The organism is Pseudoleptotrichia sp., from assembly GCF_057270515.1.
In genome coordinates this window covers 172,274-186,773 of record NZ_DBHIXS010000001.1, presented here as the reverse complement: position 1 = coordinate 186,773, position 14,500 = coordinate 172,274, and the positions used below count along the sequence as shown (strand labels likewise).

14 protein-coding genes are annotated in these 14,500 nt (G+C 33.2%); 11 read left to right on the top strand and 3 right to left on the bottom strand.

What is annotated here, in order from left to right; all coding sequences use genetic code 11:
• Positions 1–340 precede the first annotated feature (340 nt).
• From ACO5J6_RS00840 to ACO5J6_RS00805, 8 genes are all read left to right on the top strand, one after another.
• Positions 341–1,666: an ABC transporter substrate-binding protein gene (locus ACO5J6_RS00840; protein ID WP_485641451.1), complete on the top strand. Its 1,326-nt coding sequence runs from the start codon at positions 341–343 to the stop codon at positions 1,664–1,666.
• Between the two features lie 129 nt (positions 1,667–1,795).
• A complete protein-coding gene (locus ACO5J6_RS00835) occupies positions 1,796–2,704 on the top strand; it encodes a carbohydrate ABC transporter permease (protein WP_485641450.1) in 909 nt (302 codons plus the stop codon).
• Between the two features lie 13 nt (positions 2,705–2,717).
• Positions 2,718–3,554 (top strand): carbohydrate ABC transporter permease, encoded by an 837-nt coding sequence (locus ACO5J6_RS00830; protein ID WP_485641449.1) that lies wholly within the window; start codon positions 2,718–2,720, stop codon positions 3,552–3,554.
• 13 nt (positions 3,555–3,567) lie between these two features.
• Positions 3,568–3,867, top strand: a complete 300-nt coding sequence (locus ACO5J6_RS00825) for a hypothetical protein (protein ID WP_485641448.1) — start codon at positions 3,568–3,570, stop codon at positions 3,865–3,867.
• Positions 3,867–4,775, top strand: a complete 909-nt coding sequence (locus ACO5J6_RS00820; protein ID WP_485641447.1) for an ROK family protein — start codon at positions 3,867–3,869, stop codon at positions 4,773–4,775. The genes ACO5J6_RS00825 and ACO5J6_RS00820 overlap by 1 nt, the downstream gene beginning before the upstream one ends.
• Positions 4,776–4,811: 36 nt before the next feature.
• The gene (locus tag ACO5J6_RS00815; protein ID WP_485641446.1) at positions 4,812–5,726 is read left to right on the top strand and encodes a dihydrodipicolinate synthase family protein; all 915 of its coding nucleotides are present in this window, start codon (positions 4,812–4,814) and stop codon (positions 5,724–5,726) included.
• Between the two features lie 206 nt (positions 5,727–5,932).
• Positions 5,933–7,036: an ABC transporter ATP-binding protein gene (locus ACO5J6_RS00810; protein ID WP_485641445.1), complete on the top strand. Its 1,104-nt coding sequence runs from the start codon at positions 5,933–5,935 to the stop codon at positions 7,034–7,036.
• A 61-nt stretch (positions 7,037–7,097) separates the two neighbouring features.
• On the top strand, positions 7,098–7,910 hold the full coding sequence (locus ACO5J6_RS00805; RefSeq protein ID WP_485641444.1) for a MurR/RpiR family transcriptional regulator: 813 nt from the start codon (positions 7,098–7,100) through the stop codon (positions 7,908–7,910).
• Positions 7,911–8,147: 237 nt separating this feature from the next.
• On the opposite strand, the gene ACO5J6_RS00800 is transcribed toward ACO5J6_RS00805, so the two are convergent.
• The 3 genes from ACO5J6_RS00800 to ACO5J6_RS00790 form a co-directional block, all read right to left on the bottom strand.
• Positions 8,148–9,107, bottom strand: coding sequence for a dipeptidase (locus ACO5J6_RS00800; RefSeq protein ID WP_485641443.1), 960 nt, complete (start codon positions 9,105–9,107; stop codon positions 8,148–8,150).
• A gap of 79 nt (positions 9,108–9,186) precedes the next feature.
• Positions 9,187–10,176: a S66 peptidase family protein gene (locus ACO5J6_RS00795; RefSeq protein WP_485641442.1), complete on the bottom strand. Its 990-nt coding sequence runs from the start codon at positions 10,174–10,176 to the stop codon at positions 9,187–9,189.
• Positions 10,177–10,347: 171 nt separating this feature from the next.
• Positions 10,348–11,604, bottom strand: coding sequence for a dicarboxylate/amino acid:cation symporter (locus ACO5J6_RS00790; RefSeq protein ID WP_485641441.1), 1,257 nt, complete (start codon positions 11,602–11,604; stop codon positions 10,348–10,350).
• A gap of 245 nt (positions 11,605–11,849) precedes the next feature.
• On the opposite strand from ACO5J6_RS00790, the gene ACO5J6_RS00785 reads away from it, so the two are divergent.
• The 3 genes from ACO5J6_RS00785 to ACO5J6_RS00775 all read left to right on the top strand — a co-directional run bounded on the left by ACO5J6_RS00785 (position 11,850) and on the right by ACO5J6_RS00775 (position 14,374).
• Positions 11,850–12,554, top strand: coding sequence for an N-acetylmannosamine-6-phosphate 2-epimerase (locus ACO5J6_RS00785; RefSeq protein ID WP_485641440.1), 705 nt, complete (start codon positions 11,850–11,852; stop codon positions 12,552–12,554).
• A gap of 66 nt (positions 12,555–12,620) precedes the next feature.
• Positions 12,621–13,517 carry a carbohydrate ABC transporter permease gene (locus tag ACO5J6_RS00780; protein ID WP_485641439.1) on the top strand — a complete coding sequence of 299 codons (897 nt, stop codon included), beginning with the start codon at positions 12,621–12,623 and terminating at the stop codon, positions 13,515–13,517.
• 11 nt (positions 13,518–13,528) lie between these two features.
• Positions 13,529–14,374 (top strand): carbohydrate ABC transporter permease, encoded by an 846-nt coding sequence (locus ACO5J6_RS00775; RefSeq protein WP_485641438.1) that lies wholly within the window; start codon positions 13,529–13,531, stop codon positions 14,372–14,374.
• Positions 14,375–14,500 lie beyond the last annotated feature (126 nt).

Genomic DNA, 14,500 nt, shown 5'->3' with positions numbered 1-14,500 from the left:
GAAATATCCAAAACAGTCTTCTATTTAAACAGATTATGAAATATTATAATCTACAATATTTAAAAGGGCATTGCAGTCATTACATTTAAATAACTCAAAATTTTTCATAATATTTAAATGTCCTGTTTAAATATTAATGTATCCGGTAAATTTTAAAAAAGATATCAGCATTTTTTATTTTAAAATAAAAAATGAAAAAAAATTTTAAAAACAAGAAAAAAAATAAAAAAAAATTTATTTTTACCTATTTACAATTTGAAAAAATGAGGTACAATATATTGCTGAGAAAAAAATAAAAAATTTCAATAATATTTAAAAAATAGAAAACGGAGGTAATGTAATGAACAAAAATTTTATGAAGAAATTTTTAATTGGAGTATTATTCGCTTTTGTTTTAGTGGCATGTGGAGGTAAAAATGGAAAATCTAATGGAGAAAAATTGGATCCTAATCAAAAAGTAACTATAAAATACTGGTCATTTCCCAATTTTACTTCGGACGGAGAATTTAAAACACCCGAAGAATATGATGCAGCTCTAATTAAAGCTTTTGAAGAAAAATATCCTAATATTAAAGTTGAATATCAAAAAATAGATTTTACTGACGGGCCTGCAAAAATTGAGACAGCAATTCAGGCAAAATCAAATCCTGACGTTGTAATTGATGCTCCGGGAAGGATTATAGACTGGGCTAAAAAAGGATATTTAGCACCTTTTGAAAATGCGGATTTGTCAAAATATTCCAAAGTCATAGCAGAAGCAAGCAGCTTTGATAAAAAATTATATCTGTACCCTTTGGGAACAGCACCTTTCGTAATGGCAGTAAATAAAAAACTGACAGATAAACTTGGAGTAACTGATTTGTTGCCGCTAAATAAACCCGGTAGAAACTGGACTGTTGAAGAATTTGAAAAATTTCTGAGAGCAGTAAAAGCTAAAGACCCTTCTGTCGACCCTGTACTGTTTTATACAAAAAGTCAGGCGGGAGACCAAGGACCGAGAGCATTTGTTTCAAATCTATATAATACATGGATAACAGACGAAGGAATAACAAAATATATAATAAATGATGAGAATGGCGTAAAAGCAATGGAATGGATAAAAAAAGCGTACGATGACGGATTACTGGGAAAAGGAGTTTCAGCTGAAGCTAAAGATGCCCTCGAAGCATTCAGAAGCGGAAAAGCTGTAGCAACAATACTTTATTCTCCCGGACTAAAAGGTCAGGATAAGGAAACAATCGCAAAAGGAGAGTTTGAACCTGTGTTTGTATCTCTGCCTAACAATTCGGGACAGGCAAAATTTGAATTTTTATTGGCAGGAGCAGCAGTATTTGATAATGGAGACCCTGCAAAAATCGCAGCAGCACAAAAATTTGTAGACTTTGTAGTAAATGACCCTGTGTGGGGAGAAAGAAATCTGAAAGCTACAAATAACTTCTCACCTGTAGGTAAGACAGGATTATACGGTAATGATGCTGAAATTAAGTATTTGGAATCATTGTCTCAGTTTTACGGGTCATATTATAATACAATAGACGGATTTGCTCAGATGAGACCTCTGTGGTTTAATATGGTTCAGGCTATATTGAACGGACAGACAGCTCCTAAAGCAGGGCTGGATAAATTTGTAGAAGATGCAAATAAAACAATATCCGACGCTAAATAATAATCATATTGTATAATAAAGAAATTGTCATAAATATTATTTGATATAAACTAAAAAATATTTTTCAGTTTATCATATATGGAAATTTATTGGTTTAAGGCAGTTTCTAAAAGGAACGGTGAAAGAATAATGAGCAGTAGTAACAGCATTGCGGGAAAATATAAATGGAACTGGAAAAAAGTTGATTATAGTGCATATCTGTTTATTTTACCTGTAATGATATTTTTTCTGAGTTTTGTTCTGTATCCTATGATAAAGGGGGTACATTTATCTCTATATAGATTTAGGGGACGAAATACAACTTTTGTAGGGCTGAAACATTACATAGACTTATTTAAAAATGATATATTTTTAAAATCAGCTGTAAATACAGTATTCATAACATTTGTTGCCTTACCTGTAGTAGTGATATTTTCTATATTTGTAGCTTATGTAATATATGAGAAAAATGCTACTGTGAGGTCATTTTTCAGGGGAATTTTTTACATTCCTGCAATATCTTCGGTAGTTTCCATTACTGTTGTATGGAACTGGATATATCATCCTAAATACGGGATATTAAATTATGTTTTTCAAAAGACACATTTGATTTCCAAGCCGATAGACTGGCTCGGAGACCCTAAAACAGCAATATTTGCAATTATAGCCATACTTATAACTACGAGCGTAGGACAGCCGATAATCTTATATGTAGCTGCACTGGGAAATGTGCCTAAGGATTTAATGGAAGCAGCAAGAATAGACGGTGCTAATGAGTGGCATACTTTCAGGGATGTTACATGGCCTCTGATAATGCCGACAACATTATATATAGTAGTTGTGACGACTATAAATAGTTTCCAGATATTTGCATTAATACAGCTGCTTACTCACGGAGGACCGAATTACAGCACTTCTACAGTTATGTATCTCGTTTATCAGACTGCAATAACGGAAGGTCGTTTCGGAGTATCATCGGCAATGGGGATAGTCCTTGCAATTATAATAGGTATAATATCAGTATTACAGTTTAAATTTTTATCAAAAGATATAGATTAGGAGGAGGGGAGACATGAAAAATAACAAGAAAGGATCAATATTTTCGAGTATTTTCATAGCGATATTAATAATGTTTACAATATTTTTTATATTTCCTTTTTACTGGATAGCGACAGGAGCATTTAAAATACAGGAAGTAGCAATAAGTATACCTCCTGAGTGGTTCCCTCTGAAACCGACACTGGAAAATTTTGATAAACTTTTAGTACCGTTGACAACGAGGTGGTTTTTTAATTCGGTATTTGTATCATTTATGACGACCGTACTTGTATGCATAACTGCCTCACTGGCGGGATATGCTCTGGCTAAGAAGCAGTTTCCCGGAGCGGGGATTATTTTTATAACTTTTGTAGCGGCAATGGCACTTCCTAAGCAAGTAATATTGATACCGTTGCTAAAATTCATTACCGAATTGGGTTGGATAGATAGTTATAAGGCACTCATACTTCCAGCTGTAGGTTGGCCTTTTGGAGTGTTTTTGATGAAACAGTTTTCCCAATCCGTGCCAAATGAACTGTTGGAATCTGCAAGAATAGACGGATGTGGAGAACTAAAAACATTTATCAATATTGTTTTGCCTATTATAAAACCGGGAATAGGAGCTTTGGCAATATTTACATTTATAGCCAGCTGGAATGACTATTTTTCACAGTTGATATTTACAAACAGTGAAATGATGAAAACATTACCTCTGGGGGTTGCCGCAATGGCACAGAGTGCAGAATTTTCATTGAATTACGGACTGCTGATGGCAGGAGCATTATTGGCTTCATTACCTATGATAATAGTATTTCTTATGTTCCAGAATTACTTTACGCAGGGAGTAACAATGGGAGCTGTAAAAGGATAGGAGTCGGGATAAAATGATTGAAAATTTTAGAGTAATGATTATAGGTTGGTTTTATTACGGAGCGGTATTTATGTTAGGTTCAATAATAGTAACCGCAATGCTAAATAAAGTTTTTAACAAACTCTATATTCCTCCTCTTATAATTAATGCAGTAAGCATAATATTACTGTTTGTAGGAATTGGACTGAATATGAAAAATATGACTTATGCAATGTATTTTAATTATATTCCTACAGTTATGGCAAGTATATTTTATAATTCTATAATTTTTATAGTGAGAAAAATTCAGAAAAGGGCGGATGTGAACTGTTAATGTATTATATATGTATAGATATAGGCGGAACATCAATAAAATACGGAGTTCTGACCAAAGACGGCGATACTGTGGTAAACGGTACAATTATAACAAGGGTTACTTCTAAGGAAAATTATATTCTTACAGATATAAAAAAAATGATTGGAGATATTCTTGAACAGTACAGTATGTATACTATAGAGGGAATATGTATTTCTTCTGCGGGAGTTGTGGATAATAAAAAAGGAGAAATAATTTACTCGGGACCTACTATTCCTAAATATACGGGAACTAAATTGAAAGAAGAACTGGAAAAGGAATTTTCCCTACCCTGTGAAGTAGAAAATGATGTGAATTGTGCAGGTCTTGGAGAATACTGGAAAGGAGCAGGAAAAAACTCAAAATCTATGGTCTGCATAACTATAGGTACAGGAATTGGAGGTTCAATAATACTGGACGGACAACTGCTGAACGGAATAGGATATACGGCAGGAGAGATAGGATATATGGATGTGAACGGCAACTACATTCAGAATATTGCTTCATCCAAATATTTAGTACAGAAAGTTCAGAAAGAAAAAAAGGAAAAAGAAGGAATAGAAGGAAAGATAAACGGCTTGAATATCTTCGAGCTGGCAAAACAGGGCGATAAAATTTGTATAAATGCTATAGATGAAATGATAAAAAATCTTTCCGTAGGAATAAGAAATATAATTTATCTCTTAAATCCTGAAATAATAGTAATAGGTGGAGGAATAACTGCCCAGAAAGAATATCTCGAACAAAAAATGAGAAAAGAAATAAATGATAATATGATAAGTGAAATATTCAGAAAAACGAGAATAGAACTGGCACAACAAGGAAATCAGGCAGGAATGTTAGGTGCATTATATCATTTCCTGACAAAAAGAAATAAATTTAAATAAATAATTTAAATAAATAAAAAATGAAAGGATAGAAAAATGGGAAAAGAACTGGAAAAATTTAAAGGAATATTTATGGCGATGTATTCGGCTTATGATGACAATGGAAATGTGGATAAGGAAAGAGTAAAAAAGCTGGCAAGATATTATGCCGATAAAAAAGTAAAAGGACTATATGTCGGAGGAAGCTCAGGAGAAGGAGTTCTTCAGAGCGAGGAAGAAAGAAAACAGGTAGTTGAAGCGGTAATGGAAGAAGTAAAAGGAGAACTGACAATCATCGTCCATGTAGGAGCAAATTCGACACCTGAAAGCGTAAGACTGGCACAACATGCGGAAAAAGTGGGAGCAGATGCAGTGTCGTCAATTCCCGCAGTATATTACAGACTGTCTCCTCAATCAGTAAAAGCCCACTGGCAGGCAATGATAGACAGTACAAATCTGCCTTTTATAATTTATCATATTCCACAGACAACAGGATTTAACTTGCCTATAAGTCTCTTTGAAGAAATGGCGAAACAGGAAAAAGTGATAGGAATAAAATGTTCTTCTGAAAGTACATTTGAATTACAGCAATTTAAAGCAGTAGGAGGAAAAGACTTTTTAGTATTTAACGGACCTGACGAACAGTTTGTGGCAGGAAGAGCTATAGGAGCAGATGCAGGAATAGGAGGAACTTACGGAGTAATGCCGGAACTGTTTATGAAACTGAATGAATATATAAATAATCAGGAACTCAACAAAGCGAGAGAATTACAAAATGAAGTAAATGAAATTATAAAAGGACTGCTTTCTGTAGGTTCACTGTATGGTGCATGTAAATATATTCTCCATTTGAGAGGAGTAGAAACAGGTGTTCCGAGACTGCCTATGTTGCCGATAACAGACGATAAGACAAAAGAATTTTTAAAAGGGTTAAATGATAAAATATTGAGTTTAATTAAAAAAGTCAGCTAAGAAATATAAAAATCAGACATAAACAGAGCTGAAAAAATATATTAATAAAAAACATATGAAAACAGAATGCAACGAGATATACATATCTAGAAACTGAAAAAATAAAATAAAATTTTTAATGGCTTTATTGACAAAAGGAAAAATTGAAGTATACTTATAATAAATAAGTTTGTCGAAAAAATTAAAGATAATTGAGGAGGGCAAAAATGTCTAAAGTGGTACTTAAAAAAGTTGAAAAACAATATCCTAACGGATTTAAAGCGGTGCATGGAATCGATTTGGAAATAAAAGACGGAGAATTTATGGTATTTGTAGGACCGTCAGGATGTGCAAAATCCACTACATTGAGAATGGTAGCAGGACTTGAAGAAATAACAGGCGGAGAAATATATATAGGAGATAAACTTGTAAATGATGTGCCTCCTAAAGACAGAGGGATAGCAATGGTTTTTCAGAACTATGCACTATATCCTCATATGACAGTGTATCAGAATATGGCATTCGGACTGAAACTGAAAAAGACACCAAAAGACGAAATAGATAAAAGAGTAAGAGAAGCGGCTGAAAAACTTGAAATAACAGAGCTGCTGGACAGAAAGCCAAAAGAGATGTCAGGGGGACAGAGACAGAGGGTAGCACTGGGAAGAGCGATAGTAAGAAAGCCTGAAGTATTTCTGTTTGACGAACCTCTATCGAACCTTGACGCGAAACTTAGGGTATCAATGCGTGTAAGGATAACACAGTTACATCAGGAGCTAAAGACAACGATGATATATGTAACGCACGACCAAGTGGAAGCGATGACAATGGGAGACAGGATAACAGTAATGAAAGCAGGAAGAATAATGCAGGTAGATACACCTCTAAATCTTTATCATTATCCTGCGAATAAATTTGTAGCAGGATTTATTGGGTCGCCTACGATGAACCTGATAGACGGAGTATTGAAAGAGAAAGAGGGAAGTGTATACATAGATATAGACGGAGCGGAAATCAGGTTATCTAAGGAAAAAGGAGAGAAAGTAAAAGGACATTTAGGAAAAAAGGTAACATTCGGAATAAGACCGGAAAATATAAGTGTAGCAGAGAATGAAGATGAGGTATCAAAAGTAGGGGAAATAAGTGTAGTAGAACAGATGGGAAATGAGGAATATATATATTTCACACTAAACGGACATCAGATGACATGCAGAATAAATATAGAGCATGTAGGAGATTCGGTATCGAAGAAAGGTCAGAGAGTATTCAGATTTGATACTGAGAAGGCGCATATATTTGATACTGAAACTGAAGAAAATATCAGTTTATAGAATTAGAAAAATGAGACTGTATTTTCTCTCTTTTGAGAAAGTCTCATAGAAGGGGATACTTATGAAATATATTAATATTATAGAATCATTTTATCCGTCTTTGAGTAAACAGGAAAAAAAGGTTGCTGATTATATTTTTGAAAAAAAAGGTCAAATCAGTTACCAGTCGTTACAGGAAATTGCAAAGCAGATAAAAGTCGGAGAGGCGACAATAGTAAGATTTGTAAAAAAAATAGGATTTAACGGATTTCAGGATTTGAAGCTGCATATTGCCAAAGAAGATTTCCCCATAATAGAAACGGGATATGAGGACTATATAGATAATATACAGGCAAATATAAACAGCGCAATAACGAATACAAAATCACTTATTGACAGAAAATATCTTGATAAATCCATTTCAGCCATAGGAAAGTGTGAAAGACTTTTTTTCTATGGAGTGGGAGCTTCCGGAATTGTAGCAAGGGAACTGCAAAATAAATTTCTGAGATTTGGTAAAGCGGGAACGGCGTATACAGACAGTCATTTTCAGATAATGAATGCTGCAATAACTACAAGCAGAGACGTAATAATAGCTATCAGCTTGTCAGGCTCAACAAATGATATCATCGAATCTTTGGAAGTGGCAAAAAATAATAAGGCAAAAATAATAGCCATTACAAATCATATTTTATCTCCCGTCGCTCAGCTCGCGGATTATGTACTGCTTACAGCAGGAAGAGAAACTTTGCTTGACGGCGGTTCGTTGATTGCCAAAATATCCCAACTGTATGTTGCTGATATTTTATGTACAGGGTATGCACTGAAAAACAAGGAAGAAGCATTAAAAATGAAACATAATACAGCACAGGCAGTATTATCTAAAAATAAATAAATTTTAAAAAAGACAAAGTGAACTGCACCCAAAATCTTGGATACAAGATAGAGGGTGTAGTTTTTTTTGTCTAAATTAATAAATTCGAGATGATAACATATGAAAAGAATAATGTTGTAAGAAAAATAAACAAAATGATACAAAAAATATAACTCATAATTACATTTTTTGTATCATTTCATCTGTCTATAATCTTAAATGACATAAAAAAATAAAGTCAAAAATAAAATAAATTTACTACTTTCCTCTCACTCTTTCAAAAAAAGAAATAAAATTTTTATATGAAATATTTTCAATTTCTTCTTTGGAATATCCGCGTTTTTCGAGAGCTTTTTTTACATTAGGAATTTCCGTTACATCGTGAATACCTTCCAATCCCTCATCTTCATCGTCAGGAGTACTGTAATATTCTGCAAAGTCAAATCCGAAACCTACTTTATCAAGTCCTATTTTTTCGGCAATATATTCCAGATGATTTATAAGCATTTCCAGATTTTTTTCTTTTTCTTCCCTACTGACAAAATAATGGCAGCTGTTCAGTCCGACCATACCGTTTCTTTCTCCTATGCATAAAATTTGATCATCTGTAAGATTTCTCATTGAGCTGCAAAGAGTTCTTGCATTTGAATGGGAAGCAAAAAAAGGTTTCTTGGAATATTTGGCAATATCCCAAAAAGTCTTATCGTTGGCATGGGAAACATCAAGCAATATACCTAAATTTTCAATAATCTCCACTGCTTTTATCCCTAAATTTGTCAGTCCTCTATTTATATCACCTTTCTGTCCTGTAGCAAAAGCATTTTCTTCATTCCAAGTCATTCCTATATGTCTTACTCCCAGTCTTTCCAAAAGGTATATATAATCAAGATTTGAACCTATACCGGGAAGTCCCTCTATTCCTAAAAGAGTAGCAAATTTATTTTCCGATTTTGCTTTTTCAAAATCTTCAAGATTTTTTATAATATGTACTAAATCTCTCGAATGATAAAGCTCTTCACTCATGGCTCTAAGGCTTCTAAAAAAAGTTTCTTCGGGATTAGGATCTTTGAAAGCATCAAGATAAATTACGAAAATTGCTCCAAAAAGACCTCCTTTTATAAATTTATCTTTATATTTTCTTCTGATTACATCATTTAAACCTTTTTCATATTCCCAAAGATTGTCGGTCCATAAATCAGAGTGCATATCAAAAAACATAAATGTTCATCACCTTTCTTTTTTTCTGTTAATTATTTTAAATTTGGTTATTACAAATTTTTTATTTGTCAAAATTATATCAGTTTTTTTTAAATGATATTTTTTTTGTTTCAATATTCACTGTACAGTCAGCTCCCAAAGGGAGTGTCGCCATAAAAGGTTTACCGTGACCTGATTCTATTCCTGAAATAACGGGTTTTTCATAACTTTTAAAAAAATCCGTCAGCAATTCGATTACTCCATAATCTTTTTTATCCGAAGTAATATATCTGTTATTACAGTCGGCGAAATTTCCAAGTATAACTCCATTGCAATCATCAAATTTTCCTGCATATTTTAAATGAGTAAGCATTCTGTTGAGAGAGCCTATCTGCTCATCCACATCTTCAAAGAAAAGCATCTTTCCTTTAGTATCTATCTCATATTCGGTACCCAGAGTAGTAACGATAATAGCTAAATTTCCGCCAATGAGAGTACCGCTAATCTCTGTTTTTAACTTTTTATGATTTTCTTTGTTTAGTTGAGATATTTTTTGATTTAATATTTCCTGATTTAATATGGAAAGCTTGCTGTTTTCAGGCTCTTTATAATCCCAACTCTCTTTTTGAACTGCTTCAAAAAAAGAATTTTCAGTATATTCATTGAAATCATCAAACATATTGGATTTTACCATAGGTCCGTGATAAGTCCCTAAATCACATTTTTGATTGAAAACAATATGGAGATTTGTAACATCACTGTAACCTACAAAAATTTTAGGATTTTGTCTGATAAGCTCATAATCAATCTTGTCTAAAAGTTGTGAAGAGGAATAGCCTCCTTTAACACAGAATATTCCTTTAATATCTTTTTCCGAAAAGGCTCTGTGTATATCATTTACCCTGATTTCAAGGCTTCCTGCCATATATCCGCCGTAATTTTCATAAAGACTTTTTCCAAGTACAGGGTTATACCCTAAGTATTTTATAGCTTTGATACACCTGTCAATATCTTCTTCGGGAACAATAGGAGAAGAAGGGCATAGCAGAAAAATATTGTCCCCTTTTTTTAAAGGCTTTGGAAAGTTCATTTTGTATAGGTTCTCCTTTTTTAGAATTTAATAAAATATTTAATATAATTATTTTTTGTAATTTATAATAACTCATCATTCTATTATACTATTATAAATTATCAAACTATATTATAACTTGTTATTTTATTATAACTTATTTTTGGAAAGATTTGAATATAAAATATAAATTTATTCCTTATTTTCAAACGCTTTATCCATCCACTTTTTCCCTTCTACCATTCTTGTAACTATCATTGAAGCGACAGCGTCTCCTGTGGAGTTCAGCCATGTGGCAGGAGGGTCTACTAAAAATCCGATAGTAGCGATAATAGGAAATGCTTCCATAGGGAACCCGAATAAATTGATAATAAGCATCTCTCCGATAAGTCCTCCGCCGGGAACACCTGACATAACTACGCCTCCCAGCACTGAAACGACGATAGCTATCAAATATGTGCTTATTCCTGAAAAATCTTTTCCAAAAATACCGAACAGAAAAGATATTTTCAGTATGGAAGAAAGACAGGTTCCGTCCATATGCATTGTAGCACCGATAGGTAATATAATTTCTCTTATATCTTTAGGCACACCCATTTTTTTAGCAGCTTCCAAATTTACAGGCAGAGTGGCGATAGAACTTTGAGTTGCCAAAGAAGTAATGGAAGGATTTAAAATATTTCCGAAAAAAGTTCCGACTCCTTTTTTTCCTCCCGCATAAAAGGAATAAGTTGCAAATGCCGCAAAGAAATAGAATATACATATAGGATAATAAATAACCATAGCTTTGGCATAGGAACCGAGCAGCTGTGGACCAAATTCCCCTATAAGTGAGGCAAAATAGGCACCGAGACCTATAGGAGCATAATACATAATGATTTCAATGAATTTCATCATAACTTTTGACAATTTTTCCAGTCCTGCTGCTATAGATTTGTTTTCATCGTCAACCAAACTTACACATGTTCCGAATAACACCGAGAAAACTATTAGAGGAAGCATATTGGATTTTGAAAATAAGCCTGAAAAATCAGAAACTGTAATGGCTTTTACAAACTGTTCTCCCAGACTTACAGGTTCTACAGCTTCAGGAGTGGGAATAGTTATATTTGTCCCTGCAGCAGGAGGAAAAATCTTGACAACAATAATGATTATTACTGAAGCAATGGCTCCTGTTACGACAAAAGTCAGAAGCATATATCCTAAAATCATTCCAAGTCTTTTCATATTAATCATACTGCCCACAGCACTTGAAATTGTTACAAAAACTAAAGGAACTACGGCAGTAAACATAAGATTGATGAAAATATCCCCAAAAGGTTTTAAAACAGTAGCTTTTTCTTTTAGAATAACTCCGATAATACTTCCTACAGCTATTCCCGATAATAAAAGGATAGGAAAAGAATAATTTTCCCAAAAAGTTTTTTTCTTGTTTTCAGTTTTTTCCATAATCAATATCTCCCTTATTTTTTAATTCAGAATTTTTTATGTGTCTATTTTTTTACTTTTAAAACAATCCCTAATAAAGTATAACACGATTTTGAAAATAGACAATATCTGATAGCAAAATAAAAAAAATTTCAAAAAATATAAAAAAAATAAAATTTTTTTTCATTTAGCTATTTACAAATTAAAAAAATGAGGTAAAATAGTTATATAAGATTTTACAACTGAAAGGTTTAAAAGGTGTAGCAATGAACAAAGAAGAATTATTAAAAAAAATAAAAGGAAAACTGATTGTTTCATGTCAGGCATTACCGGGAGAACCTCTATATATTGAAAACGGGACGATGATGCCTCTTATGGCTGTTGCTGCGAAACAGGCAGGAGCTGTGGGAATAAGAACAAACAGTAAAAGAGATGTGGAAGAAATAAGAAAGGTTGTAGATTTGCCGATTATAGGATTGATAAAAAAGAGTTATGACGGATTTCCCCAGTATATAACCGTTACAATGAAAGAGATTGATGAGCTGGTCGAAGCAAAAGCCGACATCATTGCTCTTGACTGTACGATGAGGGAAAGACCCGAAGCAAAGACAATAAATGAGTTTATAAAAAAAATAAAAGAAAAGTATCCCGATATACTGTTAATGGCTGACATATCGACTTTTGAAGAGGGAGTAAATGCCGAAAAAGCGGGAGTGGATTTTGTAGGAACGACTCTCAGCGGATACACTCCTTACAGCAAAAAATCTGACGGACCTGATTTCAATTTAGTTGAAAATTTAGCTAAAACACTCCGTATTCCCGTGATTGCCGAAGGAAAAGTTCATGAGCCTAAACAGGCAAAAAAAATGCTGGAATTAGGAGCATTTGCAGTAGTTGTGGGAGGAGCGATAACAAGACCGCTTGAAATAGCCCAAAGATTTGTAAAAGAGATTGACACTGTAAATCAGTAATGAATTATTCAAAATTCTAAAATAAATAATTTTAAAAATCACCGAAAAATTGAAGGAGGTTTATTAATGGCAAAAGTTGGAAGCGGAATTTTAAAAAAATCAAAAGGCATTGAAAATCCATTGACGGGATATCTTTTCATTTTGCCTCAATTACTATTATTTATAGTGTTTATACTATATCCGATATTTGAAGGATTTAAAATGAGTCTATTCAGAGCCACTTATGCTGATGAAATTTTTGTAGGTTTTGAAAATTACAGGGAACTGTTTCAAGACCCCGTATTTATAAAATCCATAATAAATACTGTGATATTTGTAATAGGAATAGTATTTTTAACAATTATTTTCGGACTTTTTGTAGCAACCACGGTTTATGACAAAAATCCCGGATATATTTCCTTTATAAGGGGAAGTTATTATTTACCTGTAATGGTTTCAATGGTTGTAATGAGTATGGTATGGAACTTTTTACTAAATCCTGCCAATGGACTTATAACGTATCTCATGAATGAAGTAGGAATAAAAAATGTGAATTTATTGGGAAATGCTAAAATTGTAATATATACGATAATATTCGTAACCTTTGTGGGAAATGTCGGTCAATCGATAATATTGTATATTGCTGCAATGATAGGAATTCCTGCTGATTACTTTGAAGCTGCTGAAATAGACGGTGCATCAAGATGGCAGAGAATAACAAAAATATTAATCCCTCTTGTAAAGCCTACGACTCTTTATCTGACAGTCATAAATATAATCGCAGTGTTGAAAATATTCGTAGTAATCCAGTTGCTGACAGGCGGAGGACCGAACAATGCCTCGGTTACTATGATGTATTATCTTTATCAGAATGCCTTTGTTTATAACAATAGAGGAGCAGCAGCGGCAGTGGGAGTACTGATGTTTATATTTGCAGTATTGTTGTCGATACCGCAGTTTAAAGCATTTGGAAATAAAAAATAAGGAGGCTTGGAATGATAAACTTAAAAGCTAAAATAAAAAGAATGGGTATTTATGATGTGATTGCAAATGTTACAGTATTCGTATTGGCAATAGCTGCCATTATGCCATTGGTATGGCTGATACTAAATTCCGTAAAAACATCGGCAGATATATATAAAATGCCGCCTGACTGGTTTCCTAAGTATATATATCTCGGAAATTACAAGGAGCTGTTTCATAATCAGCCTGCAATGAAATGGCTTTTCAATAGTTTTTTTGTATCATTTATGACTACTGTACTGACAGTGATTATATCGTCCTTAGCTGCTTATGCGTTTGCAAAACTGAAATTTAAAGGAAGTAATTTTATATACTATATGTTTATAGGTTCACTTATGATACCTAAGGAAACATTTATAATACCTCTGTTCAAGATAGTTACTACATTTAACTGGATGAATACTTATCAGGCGTTTATAGTACCGAATTTAGCGGCATGTTTTGGAGTATTTTTACTGAAAGGATTTTTTGAACAGATACCCGACTCGATAAGAGAATCCGCAAAAATCGAAGGGGCAACCGAGTGGCAAGTATTTTACAGAATAATGCTTCCTATAGCAAAACCGGGAATAGGAGCTTTGTTTATACTGAACTTTGTTACCGTGTGGAACGATTATCTTTGGCAATTATTGATGTCTGTAAATAAAGATATAAGTACATTGACTGTAGGAGTAGCGGGACTTATGCAGGATCTAAATCCAAATTTTGGACTGAAAGTGGCAGGAGCCGCAGTAGCTTCCTTGCCTATGATAATAATATTCGTATTATTCCAGCAATATTTTACAAGAGGAATATCTTCAGGAGCGGTTAAGGAATAAAATAAAGGAATAGAGCATAAAGAAATAGAGTAGATGACATGAGAAAATATTTACAGGAAATTATTTCAAGATAATATGTAAATATATTGTAAAATAGAATGATATTATAGAAAAATAAAATAATAA